A 19,301-nucleotide genomic window follows, 5' to 3' on the forward strand; every position below is an offset into this window, starting at 1 on the left:
ATTCACCACCTTAGTAATTACTTACTTCTTAGTTAGAAGGGTTGAAAAGCTTTTTGAAACTTGTAATTGCTTTATCGTATGCATCGCTGTCAGGAAGCTGCTTAGTCTGACGAATCTGGTTTAATAAGTCAGCGTCGTTTGCTTCCAGCCAGTTCAGGAATTCTGCTTCGAAACGGGTAACGTCTTCAACTGGAACATCATCCAGATAGCCGTTAACAAGTGCGAACAGAATAACAACTTGTTTTTCTACTTTAAGCGGTGCGTTTTCAGGCTGTTTAAGCACTTCTACTGTACGGGCACCGCGGTCTAATTTAGCTTTAGTCGCTTCATCCAGATCCGATCCGAACTGGGCGAAAGCTTCGAGCTCACGGTAGGCAGCAAGGTCTAAACGCAGCGTACCCGCTACTTTTTTCATCGCTTTGATCTGTGCTGAACCACCGACACGAGATACTGAAAGTCCGGCGTTAATTGCTGGACGCACACCTGAGTGGAACAAGTCCGACTGCAGGAAGATCTGACCGTCAGTAATCGAGATAACGTTCGTCGGAACGAAGGCACTGATGTCCCCTGCCTGTGTTTCGATAAATGGCAGTGCGGTAATTGAGCCGCCTCCAAGATCATCGTTTAATTTCGCAGCACGTTCAAGAAGACGGCTGTGAAGGTAGAATACGTCACCCGGGAATGCTTCACGGCCCGGCGGACGGCGCAGCAGTAATGACAGCTCACGGTAGGCAGCTGCCTGTTTCGTTAAATCATCATAGACGATTAGAACGTGTTTGCCGTCAAACATAAATTCTTCGGCCATAGATACACCAGCGTATGGTGAAATGTATAGTAATGGAGCAGGATCAGCTGCACCCGCAGTAACGATGATTGTGTAATCCAGCGCACCGTTTTTACGAAGCGTTTCCACTGTCTGGCGTACCGTTGATTCTTTTTGACCAATCGCTACGTAGACACAAATCATGTCCTGATCTTTCTGGTTTAAAATAGTATCGATTGCCAGTGTCGTTTTACCTGTCTGGCGGTCACCGATAATTAGCTCACGCTGTCCGCGGCCGATTGGAACTAAGGCGTCAATAGCTTTAATTCCTGTCTGCAGCGGCTCATCAACACTTTTACGATCCATAACTCCAGTCGCAGGACTTTCGATAGGACGTGTTTTAGTTGTGTTTATAGGGCCTTTGCCGTCAATCGGCTGACCGAGCGGGTTCACTACACGGCCGATAAGTTCTTCACCAACGGGAACTTCCATAATACGGCCGGTGCGTTTAACTTCGTCGCCTTCTTTAATATCGTCACTTGGACCAAGTATTACGATACCAACATTATTTTCTTCAAGGTTTTGAGCAAGACCGAGTACACCACTCGGGAACTCAATTAACTCTCCTGCCATCGCATCGTTTAAACCATGAGCAAGTGCAATTCCGTCACCCACCTGGATAACAGTACCGACATCGGTAACCTGCATATCCTTGTCATAATTTTCGATTTGGCTTCTTAAGAGAGCACTTATTTCGTCAGCTTTGATTGCCATGAAAATGTCACTCCTTTAGCTATTCGTATGTTCTTTAAAATTATTTCTGAGATTGTCCAGCTGGTTCCGTAAAGAACCGTCGTAAACTTTTGAACCTATAAGCACGCGTACGCCGCCGATAAGTTCTTCATTTTTTTCATTGGTAATAAGTAACTTTTCATAACCTGTTTTGTCGATAAATACCTGGCCAAGCTGATCCAGCTCTTCTGCAGATAATTTATAAACCGACTCCACTGTTACACGTGCCTGATTGTGAGCCTCATCATATAATGATAAGAATTCGCCGTATATTTCTTCGAGCAATGACATATGTTTTTTATCCGACAAGATGCGCAGCAGGTTCAAGAGCAGTCTGTCGCTTTGACCGAAAGCTGCTTCCACCGCTGCAGTTCTTTTCTCACGTGTAATCTTCGGGTTGTCCATGAATTCAATAAAGTTCCCGACTGAAGCCGCTGCTTCAGTCACTTCATAGAAATCAGCTTTGACACCTTCAAGACTGCCGTGCTGTTCTGCGACGTCGAACAAAGCCTGGGCGTATTTTTGACTGAGATTAGCCATTATTTATCGCCTGCTTCCTGTAAGTAGTTCGCTACAAGGTTTTTCTGATCATCAGAGTTAATTTCTTTTTGTATCATTTTCTCTGCAATCAGTACTGAAAGTTCAGCTACCTGATCATTAATATCACGGATTGCTTTTTCTTTTTCTCTTTCAATATCCGCCTGTGCTTCATGAATCATTTGAGAAGAACGCGCCTGTGCATCATCGATAATCGACTCTTGTTCTTTCTTCGCCTGATTTTTAGCGTTTTCCATAAGTTCAGAGATTTCAGCCTGCGTTGATTTCAGCAGTGCTTCGTTCTCTTCTTTTAAGCGTTCAGCTTCTAATTTTCTGTTTTCAGCAAAATCGATATCATCATGGATTAGTTGTTCACGGTCATCCATAACTTTCTTAACTGGTTTCCACACATAGTATGACAATACTGCAAGCAGTGTCAGAAAACTCGCAAGAAGAACGAGCGAAGTCCCAACAGCCGTACCCATTGTTTCACCAGCAGCACCTAAAATTAATAGTTCCACCTATGTACACTCCTTTCAAAAAAGTCTCTAACTCTCGTAGTTATTTACATAATAAGATGGCGAAATCTTTAAATAAGACTTCGCCTTATATAACGACTCTTAGAACGTGAACATAAGCAGGAACGCGATAACGATGGCCATAATTGGAACGGCCTCAACTACACCAATACCGATGAACATAATCGTTTGTAACGGACCGCGTGATTCAGGCTGACGAGCAACACCTTCAACTGTTTTAGAAACAACCATACCAATACCAAAAGATGCGCCAAGTGCCGCTAATCCTGCTGCAATACCAGCTGCTAGTAAATTCATAAAATATTTCCTCCTAGAAAATTGTATATTATTATTTTTTTATTATATTAATGAACATCGCTCACTTTATGTGATAGATAAACCATTGATAACATTACGAATATAAATGCCTGAATCGCACCTATAAATACTTTAAATCCTTGCCATACCATTAAAGGAATAAATCCTAATGCTCCGAGCACCGTTCCCCCGGTTACTAATCCCAGAAGCAAGAGAAGCAGTATCTCTCCCGCATAAACGTTACCGTACAGACGTAAACCAAGCGTCAGGTTATATGTAAATTCTTCGATGAATTTAATCGGTGCAAGCCACCACATCGGCGTAACATATTGTTTCAAATAACCGCGCATCCCCTGCATTTTCACGCCGTAGTAGTGTGTCAATACAATCATCAGCCCTGCCAGTGTCAGCGTTACGACGGGGTCAGCTGTCGGTGATTTCACCCACAGTGTATGATCCGCATCCGGTGCGACAAACGACAACGGTATACCGATCAAGTTGCCGATTAAAATGAATAAAAACAATGTCAGCGCTAAAAAGTGGAACTGTGCGCCTTCTTTCCATGCCATGTTGCTCTTGATTATTCCTTTAACGAAGTTCATTAAAGATTCAACGAGCACCTGACCTTTGCCGGTCGGACGCACCGCGAGCTTCCTCGTCATGAAAAACAGCGTAAAAAAGATAAGCAGGCATGTAATGATAATCATCATTGAAGTTGCAAGTTCGAATACTATTGGTATTCCGAACAAATCAAACGACCACGTTGGAATTCCGTGTTCCATTTCTTCACCTCTTCCGTTTAAAAAGTTCCGATGCTGCGCGCCAGAATATCAGCGCATAAGTGAGGAGCAGCCCGATTAAAATACCGATGATATTAAAAGTTTCCGGAAACCTCACCCATATTAAACAGGCCGCTGTGACGATAAGCATTCTCGTCAGCGTTCCTGTCTTAACTTTCCCGCCATCGCCGAGCTGTGCATTTCTTAAATTCCAGTACCAATTATAAGATAACAGCATAGAACCGGTGATGCCGAGGCACAACCCTGCAAAGAACGGCAAAGAAGTAAATATATAAGCAATAATACTCAGTATTAAAAGTATTATTAAATATTTCATAAAGTTTTTAAAATATCCTTTAAAAATTTTCACTGTCTTTGACGACTCCCCAGGTAATGTAACACGTTGTGAAAACAATTACATACCCTACTGATTTTATAGGAGCGCAATTTTTGTGTCAACAAAATATGGAAATTTTAACAACATGTTCACAATTTCTAATCATTTACGGAAAAACTGATAGGTTTTTCTTTAGTGAGTCCATAATAATACTTTATGTTATCACAAATTCTGCGTGATGCCTGACCATCGCCGTATGGATTTTGAGTCTGAGACATCTCATTGTAAAGCTCTTCATCCGTAAGCAGTTCTTTAGTCATGCTGTAAATGTTCTCTTGTTCAATGCCCGCAAGTTTAAGTGTTCCTGCTTTAACACCTTCCGGACGTTCTGTCGTATCGCGCAGCACGAGTACAGGTTTACCGAGTGACGGTGCTTCTTCCTGCACGCCGCCGGAATCAGTCAAAATCAAATGACTTCTTGCAGCAAAATTATGGAAATCCAGCACATCAAGAGGCTCGATAAGCTCTACACGATCATGATTGCCTAAATACTGCTCCGCGATTTCACGGACTTTAGGGTTTTTATGCATCGGATAAACAACTGTCACATCTTCAAACTCATCGACAAGCTGACGTACAGCCCCAAATATGTTATGCATCGGCTGACCGATATTTTCACGGCGGTGTGCTGTCAACAGCACAACTTTATTATCTTTATGTTTTTCAATGATATCGCTGTGGTAGTTTTCATCAACAGTAGTTTTCAGAGCGTCAATAGCTGTGTTTCCTGTAACTGAAATCGTTTCAGGATTTTTAGCTTCATCCAGTAAATTCTGACGCGCGTCTTCAGTCGGTGAAAAATGAAGGTCTGCCAAAACACCTGTCATCTGACGATTAGCTTCTTCGGGGAAAGGTGAATATTTATTGTGTGTGCGGAGACCCGCTTCAACATGACCAATATCCACTTCATTATAAAATGCAGCAAGCGAGCCTGCGAAAGTAGTTGTTGTATCACCATGCACTAAAATCATATCCGGTTTAACTTCTTTAATTACTGATTCGAGACCGTTGATTACACGTCCGGTAACTTCTGACAGTGTCTGGCCCGCTTTCATAATATTCAAGTCGTAATCCGGTGTAATATTGAAAGTTGTCAGCACCTGATCGAGCATCTCTCTGTGCTGCGCAGTAACTACTACAACCGGGTCAATATCTTCATCTTTTTTCATTTCGAGCACGAGAGGCGCCATTTTAATTGCCTCGGGCCTCGTACCGAAAATCGTCATAATTTTTTTCATAACAATCTCCTATGATTTTTTATCGTGTACCGAATAATCTGTCGCCGGCATCTCCTAAACCTGGAACAATATAACTTTTCTCATTCAGTTTCTCATCAAGTGCCGCAATATAAATGTCTACATCCGGATGTGCTTCTTTTAATACGTCCACACCTTCCGGCGCTGCAATCAGACAGATAAAACGAATTTTTGTTGCCCCGTGTTTTTTAACTGCTGTAATTGCTTCCACTGCTGATGCACCGGTTGCAAGCATCGGGTCGATAACAAATATATCCCGTTCTTCAATATCTCCCGGGAACTTTGCATAATATTCAACGGCTTCAAGCGTTTCAGGATCCCGGTATAAACCGATGTGTCCGACACGCGCTGATGGTATAAGTTTTAAAATACCGTCCTGCATACCAAGCCCCGCACGTAAAATAGGGACGATACCCAGTTTTTTTCCGCTCAGGCGTTTAGCTGTAGTTTCCTGAACAGGTGTCTGTACTGACACATCTTCGAGTGTAAGATCTCTCGTTACCTCATAAGCCATAAGCATACCCACTTCATCGACCAGTTCTCTGAACTCTTTTGTCGATGTTTTTTCATCACGGATATAACTCATTTTATGCTGAATTAACGGATGATCCATTACTTGTACTTTCGACATATATCTTCCTCCACTCCAAAAATTAACCGGATGATCCCATCCGGTATATATTATAACGTAGTTTATTTATATAGTGGATACTTTCCTGTCAATTTAGTCACTTTCTCTGAAATTCCATCCAGACTCTCTTCATTTTTAACTCGCGTCAGTGTTTCAACGATAATATGACCGACTTCTGTCATGTCATCCGCTGTAAATCCGCGCGTTGTCATCGCAGGCGTGCCGAGACGGATGCCGCTTGTCACAAAAGGCGATGCCTCATCGAATGGAATCGTGTTTTTATTTACTGTAATACCGACTTCATCAAGCGCTTCTTCAGCCGCTTTCCCTGTCAGGCCGAGTGATTTAACATCGACGAGTACAAGATGATTATCCGTGGTGCCCGAAACGATGCGGAGACCGCCTTTTGACAGCGACTCGGCCAAGGCTTTTGCGTTGTCTAAAACACGCTGCTGATAATCTTTAAATTCCGGCTGCAGCGCTTCGCCGAATGCAACTGCTTTTGCTCCGATAACATGCATCAGCGGGCCGCCCTGAATCCCCGGGAAAATATTTTTATCGACAGCTTTGGCATGGTCCGCTGTCGTTAAAATTAAGCCTCCGCGCGGGCCGCGTAACGTTTTGTGAGTTGTCGATGTGACAAAGTCTGCATATGGCACCGGATTCGGATGCAGGCCTGCTGCAACAAGTCCTGCGATATGCGCCATATCAACCAGCAGGTATGCACCTACAGCATCAGCAATTTCGCGAAATTTTTTAAAGTCCAGTATTTTAACATACGCGCTGCCGCCAGCAACTATCATTTTCGGCTGCTCTTTTTTGGCGATTTCCATTACCTTATCGTAGTCGATTGTCTCAGTATCTTTTTCAACACCGTAAGACAGGAAGTTAAACAGTTTTCCACTGAAGTTAACAGGGGAGCCATGTGTTAAATGTCCTCCGTGAGATAAATCCATACCGAGCACTTTGTCTCCCGGTTCAAGTACTGAGAAGTAAACAGCCATATTTGCCTGAGAACCTGAATGAGGCTGCACGTTGGCATGCTCTGCTCCGAATATTTCTTTAGCGCGGTCGCGTGCCAGGTTTTCAACAACATCCACATGTTCACATCCGCCGTAGTAACGTTTACCCGGATATCCTTCCGCGTATTTATTCGTTAAGATTGAACCCTGCGCTTCCAGAACTGCAGGAGAAACAAAGTTTTCGCTTGCAATAAGTTCGATATTGTTATTTTGTCTTTCCAGCTCTTTATCAATAACTTCCTGTACCTGTGGATCCTGTGATTGAATATTTGACATTTATATTCTCCCCTTTATTTATAATGTGCTCTTGGCCCGCCGACAAGTTTCGGACGGGTTGTTGCTATCGTCACAACTGCTTCTCCAACTTTTTTTACAGACGTTCTTACGGGAATGGCAACACGCTTTAAATGCATACCAATCAATGTCTGGCCAATATCGATGCCGCGGTCAGCCGTAACCGATTCAACAACAACGGCGTCAGACAGCTCCTTATAAGCAAGTTCACTTAAGCTTCCGCCCGCTTCTTTGTGCGGCACTACTGTAACCTCTTCCAGCTTTAATGCTTCCATAGTGTGTCTCGACGTTGTCAGAGAGCGGTTGATATGTTCGCATCCCTGAAATAATAAATGCATATTTTCTTTGTTTGCGATTTCAAAAAAGTGTTTAAAGATTACGTCTGCCGCTTCATCTGAACTGCTTTTACCGATGTGCTCTCCTATTGTTTCCGATGTTGAACATCCGATAACGAGCACTTTTTCTGGCGTGAAAAAATCAGCTTTATATAAATCGTCAGTCAATGCCTGCAAATCATTCTTCAATTTTACAAACGCGTCTTTCATGTCTACCACCCTCAAATTCAGTGTTCAGCCATGTGTCAACCACTTCAAGCGCAAGGCCCGGGCCGATAACTCTTTCACCCATCGCGAGTACATTGGAATCATTATGTGCACGTGTTGCCTTTGCTGAAAATGTATCGTGTACCAAAGCACAGCGAATGCCTTTTGTTTTATTTGCAGTAATATTCATACCGATACCCGTACCGCAAATTAGAATACCCTTATCATATTCTCCTGCGGCTACTTTCTCAGCAACCGGTTTCGCGTAATCCGGATAATCGACAGAATCCGTGCTGTCCGGCCCGAGATCCGTAAAATCAATCTTTTTATCAGTTAAGTATTCCGTCACGGTCCGTTTTAAATTAACTCCGCCGTGGTCGGATGCAATCACAACTTTCATATACTCATCTCCTTAGAATATATTATAACCATCGGTATAAAGAGTTTCAAAAGATTACCGGTCTTACCACTTAAATTTATCGATGTATTCTTTTAGACTCATAAATACTTCTTCGTACTGGTCTTTTGTTCCGCCGTAAGGATCGGGAATATCTGCCGCGCCGGCTTCTGCATACTCAGACAGAAGATAAACATCCGCTTTTGGCCATTGTGCGAGGATCGTCTTTTTATGTCTTCCGCTCATCACGAGCAGCGTGCTGTTTTCAATATCTTCCGCTGTGAGCTGTGCCGGTTTCGCCGGCAGAGGCAGACCTTTTTCTTCTATTATTGAAAGTGACCGGCTGTTCGTGCTGCCTTCCGTAACATAAAGTCCGCGCGAGGCAATATCCATATGCGGATATTTCATACGCGCATAACTTTCCGCCAGCGGACTGCGGCAGGTGTTGCCTGTACATACAAAAATCATTTTATTCACCCTGAATCACTTCATTCCCGGTCGCTTTATATATGCGGTTCATCAGCCCTGCTGACTCCGGCACCTTATCAAAACCGTGAATAAAAATAATATCGACATCCGAAGCATCCATTATACGGAGGGCAGAATACAGATTACGCGCTGCTTCTTTGTAACTGTCACGATCCCTGCACAGACTGATGAACTGTATATCTTCACCGATGAATTCCCTGCTTGTTTCAGGTGCAATAATCCCGACTTTCTGATGGCGCTCCACTGGCAGCTTAGTATTATTGTTAATACCGCCTTCGATTACAATCAAAGGCTGACCGGGGGCGTAATGCTTATATTTCATACCGGGTGAAATCGGTTTGTCAGTCTCTCCGCTCACTGTATCAATATCTGCTTCCAGCACTTCTTCCAGCTCTTCTTTCGTTACCGCTCCCGGACGGGCTATTCTGTACGGGTACTGCGTGCAGTCAAGTACTGTGCTTTCGATGCCGTAAGTTGCTGATTCACTGTCGACAACACCATATAATTTGTTTTCGAGGTCGTCAATAACGTGTCTTGCATTTGTCGGAGACGGTTTGCCGCTAATATTTGCGCTCGGTGCCGCTAGCGGCATATCAGCATACTGCAGAATCCTTCTTCCTACCGGATGACTCGGCATCCGCACTGCTACAGAATCAAGCTCCGCCACTGCATTTGATGATAGATAATCTCCTTTTAACGGCAGAATAAAAGAAATCGGGCCAGGCCAGAATGCTTCCATTAATTTAATGACGCGTTTATCAAGCACAGCTGTAAAGTCTGCCAGCTGCTTAATATCGTGGATATGTATAATTAAAGGATTGTCCCCCGGGCGTCCTTTGGCAGAAAAAATCTTACTGATCGCTTCCGCATTCCGTGCATCTGCTGCAAGTCCGTATACCGTTTCTGTCGGTATACCGATAATTTCACCGTATGTAAAAGCTATTTTTATTTCTTTCAGCTGTTCATCGATTTCTGCTTTTTTACTGTCATCTGTTAAGTCTGCTTCGGTAATTTTCCAAATTTTAGTCACTCTTTTCACCCCGCGTAAAATATAATATTCTGTCCTGCTGATTGATGTCTTTAATAACGTGCGCTATAGTTCCAGGCCAGGCTGTTTCAATATAAGATTTCAATGCATCTGCCTGCTTAAAACCAATTTCGAAGTATATCCGCCCGCCCGGCTTCAGCACCTCGGGAAGAGTGCGGATCATCTCTTTGTATAGAGCGAGCCCTCCGTCGTCTGCAAACAAGGCGGCCGCGGGTTCATATTCAACCACTGAAGACGTCATAAGGTGTTTCTCATCCTCGCTGATATACGGAGGATTAGAAATGATTATATCAGCTTTAATTTCTTTATCCACCAATGGTTCAAATAAACTGCCTTCTAAATATTCCGCACTCACCCCGAGGCGTCTGCCGTTTTCACGCGCTGTGCTGAGCGCGCCCGGTGAAATATCGGTCACTATTACCTTATTTGAAGTCCAGTGTTTAGCTAAAGTTAAACCGATTGCGCCTGTACCGGTGCCGATATCGACCGCTGTTAAACCTGTGTCAGGTTCGTTATTCAGCACGAAATCCACGAGCTCTTCCGTTTCATTTCTTGGGATCAGCGTGTCCGGAGTAACTTTAAAATAAGATTCGTAAAAATACGCTTCTCCAAGAACGTATTGGTAGGGTTCATTCAGACAGACACGTTCGATAACCGAAGCAAATTTTTTGTAATCCTCTTTTGGCATCAGTTCATCCCCGTGCACCATAAGCCCGGCAAAATTCAAACCGAAAAGTTCTTCCATTACAATCGCTGCGACCCGGGTTTCCTGTCCAGATACACTTAAAGAGGCTTCCGCCTCTTTAAGTACTGCTTTATATCGTTTCATTGTTCAGTTCTTCCAGTTTTGAAGTCTGTTCTTCGATAGCCAGCGCCTCGATAAGCTCATCCAGACTACCGTCAATAATCTGATCAAGTTTTTGAATTGTTAAACCGATGCGGTGATCCGTCACACGGTTTTGCGGATAGTTATAAGTGCGGATCCGTTCAGAACGGTCCCCTGTCCCGACTGCCGATTTTCTCTTTTCAGCATATTCAGCATGCGCTTCCTGCTGCATCATATCGTAAACGCGCGCTTTAAGCACTTTCATGGCGCGCTCTCTGTTTTTAATCTGAGATTTTTCGTCCTGTGATGTAACGACCGTGCCGCTTGGCAGGTGGGTAATACGAACTGCGGAATCAGTCGTGTTGACGTGCTGCCCGCCGGCGCCGCTTGAACGGTACGTATCAATTTTAATATCTTCGTTGCGTATATTCACTTCCACATCTTCCACTTCCGGCAGGACAGCAACAGTTGCTGTAGATGTATGAATACGTCCGCCCGATTCAGTTTCAGGCACGCGCTGAACACGGTGTGCTCCATTCTCAAACTTCAGTTTCGAGAAGGCGCCTTTACCCTGGATTAAAAAGCTGATTTCTTTAAATCCGCCCTGGTCACTGCTTTGTGACTCAACGATTTCCGTACGCCAGCCCTGATCCTCGGCATATCTCGAATACATTCTGAAGAGGTCTCCTGCGAAAATCTGCGCTTCGTCCCCGCCGGCAGCACCGCGAATTTCCATAATAACGTTTTTCTCGTCATTAGGATCTTTCGGAATGATAAGGATTTTTAAGTCATCCTCCAGTTTCGGCAGCATGCTTTCAGCTTCTGCAATTTCTTCTTTCAGCATGTCAATCATTTCCTGGTCGTCTGTTTCTTTCAGCATTTCTTTCGATTCTTCAATAGTTTCCAGATGTTCTTTGTAAACGCGGAACACTTCAACAGTATCGTGAATGTCGCTTTGTTCTTTGGAATACGTGCGGAGTTTTTCAGGATCGCTGACTACATCAGGATCGCTGAGCAGCTCAGTCAGCTGTTCATACCGATTTTCTATTATTTCGAGTTGATCAAACATAAGAATTCGTCCTTTTCCTGGTTCGTTTAGTTATTTTATTATAGCATATTTTTAAGACAAAAAAACTGCACTGAAATACTCAGTGCAGTTGAAGTTTCGTTATTGTTCGTTGCTTGATTTAAGACCGAATTTTTTGTTGAATTTCTCAACACGGCCGTCTGCTGATGCGAACTTCTGACGTCCTGTGTAGAACGGGTGTGAATCAGAAGAAATATCTAAACGAATAACCGGGTATTCGTTGCCATCTTCCCACTCCATAGTTTCAGAAGAAGTACGTGTAGATCCACTTAAGAATTTAAAATCTGTAGTTGAATCTAAAAAGATTACTTTTTTGTATTCAGGATGAATTCCTTGTTTCATAATTGTCATCTCCTTTGCCCTGGACCATCTGGAACAGAGTTATTTGTGGCTATCACCACGCATTACTTTGCCATTATACATTCTCGCGGTGTAAAAAGCAATATCTGCGAAGAAATTTATATAACCGGTTTTCCGGTTTTCTGAGAGCTGATCATACGGTCTCTCAGCACATCGAAGAACTCTTCGTTCGTTTTCGTTGTTTTTAAAATTCTTAAGAAACGTTCTGTAAAATCAGATGAATCTGTAAACAGATTTCTCAGCTGCCATAAGATTTCCAGTTCTTTTTTATCGAGCAGCAGTTCTTCCTTACGCGTGCTCGAACGTCTGATATCGATTGCCGGGTAAATACGGCGCTCGCTTAAATGACGGTCAAGATGCAGTTCCATGTTCCCCGTTCCTTTAAACTCTTCGTAAATTACATCGTCCATACGGCTGCCTGTATCCACTAAGGCAGTGGACAGAATCGTCAGGCTGCCGCCCGCTTCAATATTGCGCGCTGCGCCGAAGAAATGCTTCGGACGGTGCAGGCTGGCAGGATCCAGACCGCCTGACAAAGTACGGCCGGAAGCGGGAATCACCAGATTGTAAGCACGTGCGAGACGCGTAATTGAGTCCATTAAAATAATTACATCTTCGCCCATCTCAACGAGCCGTTTCGCACGTTCCAAAAGCAGCTCTGCCACTTTAACGTGGTGCTGCGGCGGCTCATCAAACGTCGAATGCACAACGTCAGCTTGCTCAACCGAACGCTCGAGATCTGTAACCTCTTCGGGACGTTCCCCGATCAGCAGGATAAAGAGCTTCACGTTTGGATGATTCGTCGTAATTGCCTGTGCGATTTCTTTTAAGAGTGATGTTTTCCCGGCTTTAGGCGGTGCAACAATCATTCCGCGCTGGCCGAAACCTATCGGGGTGACCAGATCCATAATACGCGTCGACATATCAGACGGTTCATTTTCAAGACGGATACGTTCATCCGGATACAAAGGTGTTAAAGCTTGGAAATGCGGACGTTTTTTAACTTCTTCAGCATTATGGTCATTAATAAAATCGACCTGCAGCAGACCATAATATTTTTCATTTTCTTTAGGTTTGCGGACTTTACCGGTCACCTTGTCGCCCTTTTTCAATTCGAAACGGCGAATCTGCGATGCGGATATATAAATATCCTTTTCACCTTTGGAAAAATTAACTGTACGCAGAAAGCCGTAGCCGTCCTGCTGGATATCATCGAGAATGCCTTCCATATAATAGTTTCCGTCTTTTTCCATTTCTGCTTCCAGTATTGCAAGAACCAGTTCTTTTTTATTCAGTTTGCTGTAATTCGAAAGACGTAAGTTTTTCGCACGTTCAGTTAAGGCTTTAGTCGTATTATTTTTATATAAAGCATCGAATGTTTCATATTTCATATCCTGTGTCTTTGGTTTATCAGACAATATTTCCACTTCCCAATACTGATTTTATTATTTTTTACTCATTTATATGTTTTTTCTGGAATAATTTTAGAGATTGCACTGGAGCTGCGGGATTCTTCTCCATGGAGTAATTGCGAATCTGAAGTTTTTTAAAAGGCATACATATATTACATCCGCCGGTGGTGGTATGTCAAAGAAAAGCTGAAGATAAATAAGGTTTTATCAGACTGAAGTTTTGTTTTGCGGTCCGATGAAAACAGCTCATGTGACTGCAAATCTGTTTACAGTCACATGAAAGCTGATACTGTTTTCTTATTTATCCATAACCATATTCGGTTTTTTCTTTAAACTGTGACGGCTGTTAATAAATCTTACCGTTCCTGATTTTGCGCGCATAACTACTGAAGATGTCTCGGCAAAACCACTTTTGAACTGGACACCTTTCATCAATTCACCGTCAGTTACTGCAGTTGCTGCAAAAATGGCATCATCGCCGCTGACTAAATCGTTAAGTTCGAGTTTTTTATCAGGATTAACACCCATCTCGATGCAGCGGTTACGTTCTTCGTCATTTCTCGGTAAGAGACGGCCCTGGAAATCTCCATCCAGCGCTTTGATTCCGGCAGCCGCAATAACACCTTCCGGCGCCCCGCCGACACCCATTAAAATATCGATACCTGTCCATTCAAAGCAAGTATTGATTGCTGCGCCGACATCACCGTTATCAAACATTATAATACGTGCGCCAAGCGCGCGGACCTGATTAATAATTTCTGCACTCCGCTCACGCTTAATAATCGTTACTGTAATATCTGATATATTTTTATTTTTCGCTTTTGCAACCGCACGGATGTTCTCTTCAACAGATTTGTCAATATCGATTACACCCAGGCAATCAGGACCTGCAGCAATTTTTTGCATATACATATCCGGTGCATGAAGAAGATTACCTTTATCGGCTGCTGCCAGAACAGTCATAGCACCCATAGTGCCCTCTGCAACAGTCGTTGTGCCTTCGAGCGGATCCACTGCTATATCAAGTTCGGGACCAGAACCGATTCCGAGTTCTTCCCCTATATACAGCATCGGCGCTTCATCAATTTCGCCTTCGCCGATAACTACCTTGCCTGCCATAGGAATCGTATCAAACAGCTTGCGCATCGCCTCTGTTGCCGCATCATCCGCCTCATTTTTTAAGCCTTTGCCTGTCCAGGCTGCACTCGAAAGCGCAGCCGCTTCTGTCACTCTTACGAGTTCCATCGATAATCCTCTTTCCAAAACTGTCTCCCCCTATATATCCGCACTTTTTTCCTTGACTATTATAACACAGAAAAGACCGGTATTCTTACGAATACCGGTCTTTGAATGCTCAATCTTCCAGAGTATCCCGCCAAATATCAGCACCGAGTGCCGACAGTTTTTTAACTATATCAGCGTAACCTCTGTCGATATGATTTACATTATGAATTGTCGTTACGCCATCTGCAATAAGACCTGAAATTAAAAGACATGCACCGGCACGAAGATCGCTTGCATATACTTCTGCACCTTTCAGCTGTGAAGGGTAAATCAGTGCACTGCTGCTCTTTTTCTCAATATGAGCATTCATGAGCGACAGTTCATCCACATGTCTGAATCTCGCAGGATAAATAGTTTCTGTAATCTTGCTTACTCCGTCCGCTAAAAACATAAGCGGTGTAATCGGCTGCTGCAAATCTGTTGCAAAGCCGGGATAGACCTGTGTTTTTAATGATACTGCATTATATTTTTCTGGTTTATTAATTACGACATAGTCATCACCAATATCGAGTTTAACACCCATTTCTTCCAGTTTTGCCGACAGTGATTCCATATGCGTCGGAATAATATTATTCACTTTGTAATTCTTTCCGGCCACAGCACCGACAATCATATAAGTGCCGGCTTCAATCCGGTCGGGAATAATATTATGGGTCGTACCGTGCAGTGATTCCACACCTTCGATACGAATCGTATCCGTGCCCGCACCTTTGATGTTCGCGCCCATGTTGTTAAGCAGCGTTGCTACATCGACGATTTCCGGTTCTTTCGCTACGTTTTCCAAAGTCGTTCGCCCTTCGGCACAGCTTGCTGCAAGCATCATATTAATCGTTGCACCGACTGAGACAACATCGAAGAATATTTTAGCGCCTGTCAGTTTTTCCGCCGTCAGGTACATCGCCCCGTGTTCATTCGTTACTTTGGCACCCAGCGCTTCAAATCCTTTGATGTGCTGATCGATTGGTCTCGGTCCGAGCGGACATCCGCCCGGCAGTCCGATAACACATTTTTTAAAACGCGAGAGCATTGCACCCATCATATAATACGATGCACGCAAAGATTGTACTTTATTGTTTGGCAGCGGCATGTTTACCGCTTCTTCAGCGTTGACTTCAAGAGTTGTGCCTGATAATTCCGTCTTAATATTCAAATCGTTTAAGAGACTCATCAGCGTTTTAACATCGCTGATTTCAGGCAGCCCTTCCAGTGTTACTTTGCCAGAGGAGGCCATAAGCGAAGCCGGAATCAGAGCAACCGCACTGTTTTTAGCCCCGCTGATGTCGACCTGTCCGGTCAGCTGACTGCCGCCGCGGACTTTAATTACATCTTCAGCCATATAGAAAGCTCCTTGTCATTTAATTGGGTGGAGACTATTTATTATTCCAGTCGTTTAAGAATTGTTCGATTCCTTTATCAGTTAAAGGATGCTTCGTTAATGTTTTAATTACTTTATAAGGGATTGTCGCGATATCCGCACCGCGTACTGCCGCCCCGTGCATATGTCCTGCATTGCGGATTGAGGCCGCAATAATTTCAGTATCGATATCGTGAATCGCAAAAATAGCTGCGATATCTTCAATTAACTGAAGACCATCAAGTCCTATATCATCAAGACGTCCGATAAAAGGCGATACATAAGTTGCGCCTGCACGCGCTGCAGTCAGTGCCTGCACCGTGTTGAAGACTAACGTAACATTCGTTTTAATTCCTTCGTCAGAAAGTACTTTAACTGCCTTCATGCCGTCTTCTGTCATCGGGATTTTAACGATAATGTGCTCGTGAAGTTTAGCGAGTTCGCGCCCTTCTTCAATCATGCCTTTTGCATCAAGCGCAATAACTTCACCGCTGACCGGCCCGCCTACCAGCTCGCAGATTTCAACGAGTCTGTCGTGGAAAGAGATATCTTTTTCTTTTGCTACTAAAGAAGGGTTTGTTGTCACACCGCTCAGTACGCCCCACTCGTGTATTTCTTTAATTTCATCCATATTAGCTGTATCTATAAAGTATTTCATATTGTTTTTCGTCCTCCAGTAATGTGATATTAACATCATTATAAATTAAAGCTTCTCAAACTGACAATGCTTTACCATTAACAGTTGCTTTAAATTTTCCCGAAATTCTTTAATAATCGCTGCAGCCGTTGCCGTTGACCTCTTTTAGACTGGCTGTAGAAAAAATAAACTGCGGAATTCCGACGAAAAAATCAGCCGGAACAAAGCCGGCTGATTTTTAGTGCTTTTCTATTTCAAAAACTGCTTATTCTTCTTCCTGTAAATCCATATTCAGGCTCGCTTTAATCAAGCCGCTGAATAACGGATGCGGACGTGTCGGACGGGATTGGAACTCAGGATGGAACTGTACACCCACGTAATAAGGATGATCTTTAAGTTCAACCATTTCCACAAGGCGGCCGTCAGGTGACGTTCCGCTGAATATCATCCCCGCTTCTTCGAGCTGCTCCTTGTATGCATTATTAAACTCAAAACGATGACGGTGGCGTTCGTCCACTTCACTCACCTGGTACAGTTCACGCGCTTTTGTGCCTTCTTTAATCACACAAGGGAAACTTCCGAGACGCAGCGTGCCGCCGAGGTCTACAACATCTTTCTGATCAGGCATCAGGTCGATAATTGCATGCGGTGTATGCTCATCAAGCTCAGATGAGTTAGCACCTGTTAAACCTGCAACATTGCGTGCGAATTCGACTGTTGCAAGCTGCATGCCGAGACAAATCCCGAGGACAGGCACCTTGTTTTCACGCGCGTAGTTCAGCGTTAAAATTTTACCTTCGATTCCACGGTCCCCAAATCCTCCGGGTACAACGATACCGTCAACTTCGCTTAAAATTTCCTTATAGTTCTGCGGTGTAACATCCTGGGAATTAATCCAGTGAATATCGATATCCGCATGTACTTCATAACCTGCATGACGCAGTGATTCAGCGACTGACAAGTATGCATCCTGCAGTTCGACATATTTGCCGACCAGGCCGATTTTAATTGTTTTGTCAATTTTGCTTAAATTGTCGAGCAGGTGTTTCCAATCTTCAAGCTGTGCTTCGCCTGATGATTCAAGGTTCAGGTTTTCAAGCACTAAATCATCCATATCCTGCGCCTGAAGCGACATCACAAGTTCGTAAATTGTTTCCTCATCTTTTGCGTTAATGACACTTTTCTCATCAATATCACAGAACAGTGCAATTTTATCGCGCAGATCTTCTGTCATCGGATATTCAGAGCGCACGACAATCATGTCCGGCTGAATTCCGAGGCCTCTCAGCTCTTTTACACTGTGTTGAGTCGGTTTGGTTTTCATTTCGCCGGCAGCTTTAATATACGGCAGCAGTGTACAGTGAATGAACATTACATTATCTTTACCGAGATCGCTTCTTAACTGGCGGATAGACTCGATAAACGGCAGTGATTCAATGTCTCCTGCTGTACCGCCGATTTCAGTAATTACGATATCTGCTTTTGAAGATTCGCCGGCTTTTTTAATACGCGTTTTGATCTCATTGGTAATGTGCGGAATAACCTGCACCGTACCGCCGAGGTAGTCCCCGCGGCGTTCTTTTCTGATAACTTCGGAGTATACTTTTCCTGCAGTAACGTTTGAGTATTTACTTACATTAATATCTATAAAACGCTCGTAGTGTCCTAAGTCCAAGTCTGTTTCCGCGCCATCTTCAGTAACAAATACTTCGCCGTGCTGATAAGGGCTCATCGTACCCGGGTCAACGTTTAAATACGGATCAAACTTCTGAATTGTAATATTAAACCCTCTGTCTTTCAATAACCGTCCGAGAGATGCAGCTGTAATTCCTTTTCCTAATGATGACACTACGCCACCAGTTACAAAGATATATTTTGTCATGTAAGTATCCTCCTGTATAAAATAAAAAATAGCTCCCTTTCACCAGCGTGAAAAGGAGCCGTTTACTAGTCCCTGTTTAAGGGAGCCCAAATAAAATACTATCACTTTAAAAGAAAAAGTCAATAAAAATTAGTACGCATCTGCTTCGTCGTCGTAATCATCTTCGAGTTTTTCTTTTTCGTCAAACTCGATTGCATCGTCAGCTTCTTTACTGTCGATATCCTCTTCGTCTTCACCGTGCAGGGTGTCGTCGATTTCTTCCTGATCTTCACCTAATTCTTTCGCACCCGGGTAATCGGCGTCAGCTTCTTCCTCGATGTATTCATCTTCAGCTGCGATTTCTATTTTGTGAATTGTCGGCGCGATTTTATCACTGATGTCATCTACTGCATACCATTCGCGGAGTCCCCATACGCCGTCATCCGTGCTCAGGAAACGGCCATCGGTGTTTAAATCCGTATAAAATTGCAGAATACGGTTTTCAATCTCACCTTCAGTGTAATTGCCGACTTCTTTAAACTTATCGATCATTTCGTAAAGATTCGTTTCTTTGCCTTTATCTTCTAAATATATGTGCGACATATCTATAAACGAATGCTCGTCCATCATTTCTTTTGTATAGCTGTCCAGTCTCATTTACGTCATCCTTTCAAGATGTAAATACCTTAGGATATAA

The 19,301-nt window shown here is 43.5% G+C and carries 22 protein-coding genes; all 22 read right to left on the reverse strand.

What is annotated here, in order from left to right:
• Positions 1 to 28: 28 nt before the first annotated feature.
• The 22 genes from atpA to rpoE all read right to left on the reverse strand — a co-directional run bounded on the left by atpA (position 29) and on the right by rpoE (position 19,261).
• A complete protein-coding gene (atpA, locus tag IR135_RS11115; protein ID WP_135099389.1) occupies positions 29 to 1,537 on the reverse strand; it encodes a F0F1 ATP synthase subunit alpha in 1,509 nt (502 codons plus the stop codon).
• 15 nt (positions 1,538 to 1,552) lie between these two features.
• Positions 1,553 to 2,095 carry an ATP synthase F1 subunit delta gene (atpH, locus tag IR135_RS11120; protein WP_135099391.1) on the reverse strand — a complete coding sequence of 181 codons (543 nt, stop codon included), beginning with the start codon at positions 2,093 to 2,095 and terminating at the stop codon, positions 1,553 to 1,555.
• Positions 2,095 to 2,613, reverse strand: coding sequence for a F0F1 ATP synthase subunit B (locus IR135_RS11125; protein WP_115885105.1), 519 nt, complete (start codon positions 2,611 to 2,613; stop codon positions 2,095 to 2,097). Before IR135_RS11125 ends, atpH begins: the two co-directional genes overlap by 1 nt.
• A gap of 99 nt (positions 2,614 to 2,712) precedes the next feature.
• Positions 2,713 to 2,928 (reverse strand): F0F1 ATP synthase subunit C, encoded by a 216-nt coding sequence (gene atpE, locus IR135_RS11130; RefSeq protein WP_026859255.1) that lies wholly within the window; start codon positions 2,926 to 2,928, stop codon positions 2,713 to 2,715.
• A 47-nt stretch (positions 2,929 to 2,975) separates the two neighbouring features.
• Positions 2,976 to 3,710, reverse strand: a complete 735-nt coding sequence (gene atpB / locus IR135_RS11135; protein WP_135099393.1) for a F0F1 ATP synthase subunit A — start codon at positions 3,708 to 3,710, stop codon at positions 2,976 to 2,978.
• A gap of 4 nt (positions 3,711 to 3,714) precedes the next feature.
• Positions 3,715 to 4,077, reverse strand: a complete 363-nt coding sequence (locus IR135_RS11140) for an ATP synthase subunit I (protein WP_115885107.1) — start codon at positions 4,075 to 4,077, stop codon at positions 3,715 to 3,717.
• Positions 4,078 to 4,202: 125 nt separating this feature from the next.
• The gene (wecB, locus tag IR135_RS11145; protein ID WP_135099395.1) at positions 4,203 to 5,342 is read right to left on the reverse strand and encodes a non-hydrolyzing UDP-N-acetylglucosamine 2-epimerase; all 1,140 of its coding nucleotides are present in this window, start codon (positions 5,340 to 5,342) and stop codon (positions 4,203 to 4,205) included.
• Between the two features lie 19 nt (positions 5,343 to 5,361).
• Positions 5,362 to 5,991 carry a uracil phosphoribosyltransferase gene (gene upp / locus IR135_RS11150; RefSeq protein ID WP_115885109.1) on the reverse strand — a complete coding sequence of 210 codons (630 nt, stop codon included), beginning with the start codon at positions 5,989 to 5,991 and terminating at the stop codon, positions 5,362 to 5,364.
• A gap of 62 nt (positions 5,992 to 6,053) precedes the next feature.
• The gene (gene glyA, locus IR135_RS11155) at positions 6,054 to 7,289 is read right to left on the reverse strand and encodes a serine hydroxymethyltransferase (RefSeq protein WP_135099397.1); all 1,236 of its coding nucleotides are present in this window, start codon (positions 7,287 to 7,289) and stop codon (positions 6,054 to 6,056) included.
• 14 nt (positions 7,290 to 7,303) lie between these two features.
• Positions 7,304 to 7,852, reverse strand: coding sequence for a TIGR01440 family protein (locus IR135_RS11160; protein WP_135099399.1), 549 nt, complete (start codon positions 7,850 to 7,852; stop codon positions 7,304 to 7,306).
• Positions 7,821 to 8,249, reverse strand: a complete 429-nt coding sequence (gene rpiB, locus IR135_RS11165; RefSeq protein ID WP_135099401.1) for a ribose 5-phosphate isomerase B — start codon at positions 8,247 to 8,249, stop codon at positions 7,821 to 7,823. Before rpiB ends, IR135_RS11160 begins: the two co-directional genes overlap by 32 nt.
• 63 nt (positions 8,250 to 8,312) lie before the next feature.
• On the reverse strand, positions 8,313 to 8,714 hold the full coding sequence (locus tag IR135_RS11170; protein WP_135099403.1) for a low molecular weight phosphatase family protein: 402 nt from the start codon (positions 8,712 to 8,714) through the stop codon (positions 8,313 to 8,315).
• Between the two features lies 1 nt (position 8,715).
• Complete coding sequence (locus IR135_RS11175; RefSeq protein ID WP_318272369.1) at positions 8,716 to 9,765, reverse strand: L-threonylcarbamoyladenylate synthase; 1,050 nt, start codon at positions 9,763 to 9,765, stop codon at positions 8,716 to 8,718.
• Positions 9,758 to 10,612: a peptide chain release factor N(5)-glutamine methyltransferase gene (gene prmC / locus IR135_RS11180; RefSeq protein ID WP_135099405.1), complete on the reverse strand. Its 855-nt coding sequence runs from the start codon at positions 10,610 to 10,612 to the stop codon at positions 9,758 to 9,760. The genes IR135_RS11175 and prmC overlap by 8 nt, the downstream gene beginning before the upstream one ends.
• On the reverse strand, positions 10,599 to 11,678 hold the full coding sequence (prfA, locus tag IR135_RS11185) for a peptide chain release factor 1 (RefSeq protein WP_135099407.1): 1,080 nt from the start codon (positions 11,676 to 11,678) through the stop codon (positions 10,599 to 10,601). The genes prmC and prfA overlap by 14 nt, the downstream gene beginning before the upstream one ends.
• Positions 11,679 to 11,777: 99 nt before the next feature.
• On the reverse strand, positions 11,778 to 12,038 hold the full coding sequence (locus tag IR135_RS11190) for a type B 50S ribosomal protein L31 (protein WP_035810842.1): 261 nt from the start codon (positions 12,036 to 12,038) through the stop codon (positions 11,778 to 11,780).
• Between the two features lie 116 nt (positions 12,039 to 12,154).
• Positions 12,155 to 13,447 carry a transcription termination factor Rho gene (rho, locus tag IR135_RS11195; protein WP_369891484.1) on the reverse strand — a complete coding sequence of 431 codons (1,293 nt, stop codon included), beginning with the start codon at positions 13,445 to 13,447 and terminating at the stop codon, positions 12,155 to 12,157.
• A 318-nt stretch (positions 13,448 to 13,765) separates the two neighbouring features.
• Entirely contained in the window at positions 13,766 to 14,731 is a 966-nt protein-coding gene (gene glpX / locus IR135_RS11200; protein WP_135099409.1) for a class II fructose-bisphosphatase, read from the reverse strand.
• 91 nt (positions 14,732 to 14,822) lie between these two features.
• A complete protein-coding gene (locus IR135_RS11205) occupies positions 14,823 to 16,088 on the reverse strand; it encodes a UDP-N-acetylglucosamine 1-carboxyvinyltransferase (RefSeq protein WP_135099411.1) in 1,266 nt (421 codons plus the stop codon).
• Positions 16,089 to 16,122: 34 nt separating this feature from the next.
• Positions 16,123 to 16,764 carry a fructose-6-phosphate aldolase gene (gene fsa / locus IR135_RS11210; protein WP_115885119.1) on the reverse strand — a complete coding sequence of 214 codons (642 nt, stop codon included), beginning with the start codon at positions 16,762 to 16,764 and terminating at the stop codon, positions 16,123 to 16,125.
• A 244-nt stretch (positions 16,765 to 17,008) separates the two neighbouring features.
• Positions 17,009 to 18,625, reverse strand: coding sequence for a CTP synthase (locus IR135_RS11215; protein WP_115885120.1), 1,617 nt, complete (start codon positions 18,623 to 18,625; stop codon positions 17,009 to 17,011).
• A 129-nt stretch (positions 18,626 to 18,754) separates the two neighbouring features.
• Positions 18,755 to 19,261 (reverse strand): DNA-directed RNA polymerase subunit delta, encoded by a 507-nt coding sequence (rpoE, locus tag IR135_RS11220; protein ID WP_135099413.1) that lies wholly within the window; start codon positions 19,259 to 19,261, stop codon positions 18,755 to 18,757.
• Positions 19,262 to 19,301 lie beyond the last annotated feature (40 nt).

The organism is Jeotgalicoccus nanhaiensis, assembly GCF_015235105.1.
Classification (GTDB): domain Bacteria; phylum Bacillota; class Bacilli; order Staphylococcales; family Salinicoccaceae; genus Jeotgalicoccus; species Jeotgalicoccus nanhaiensis.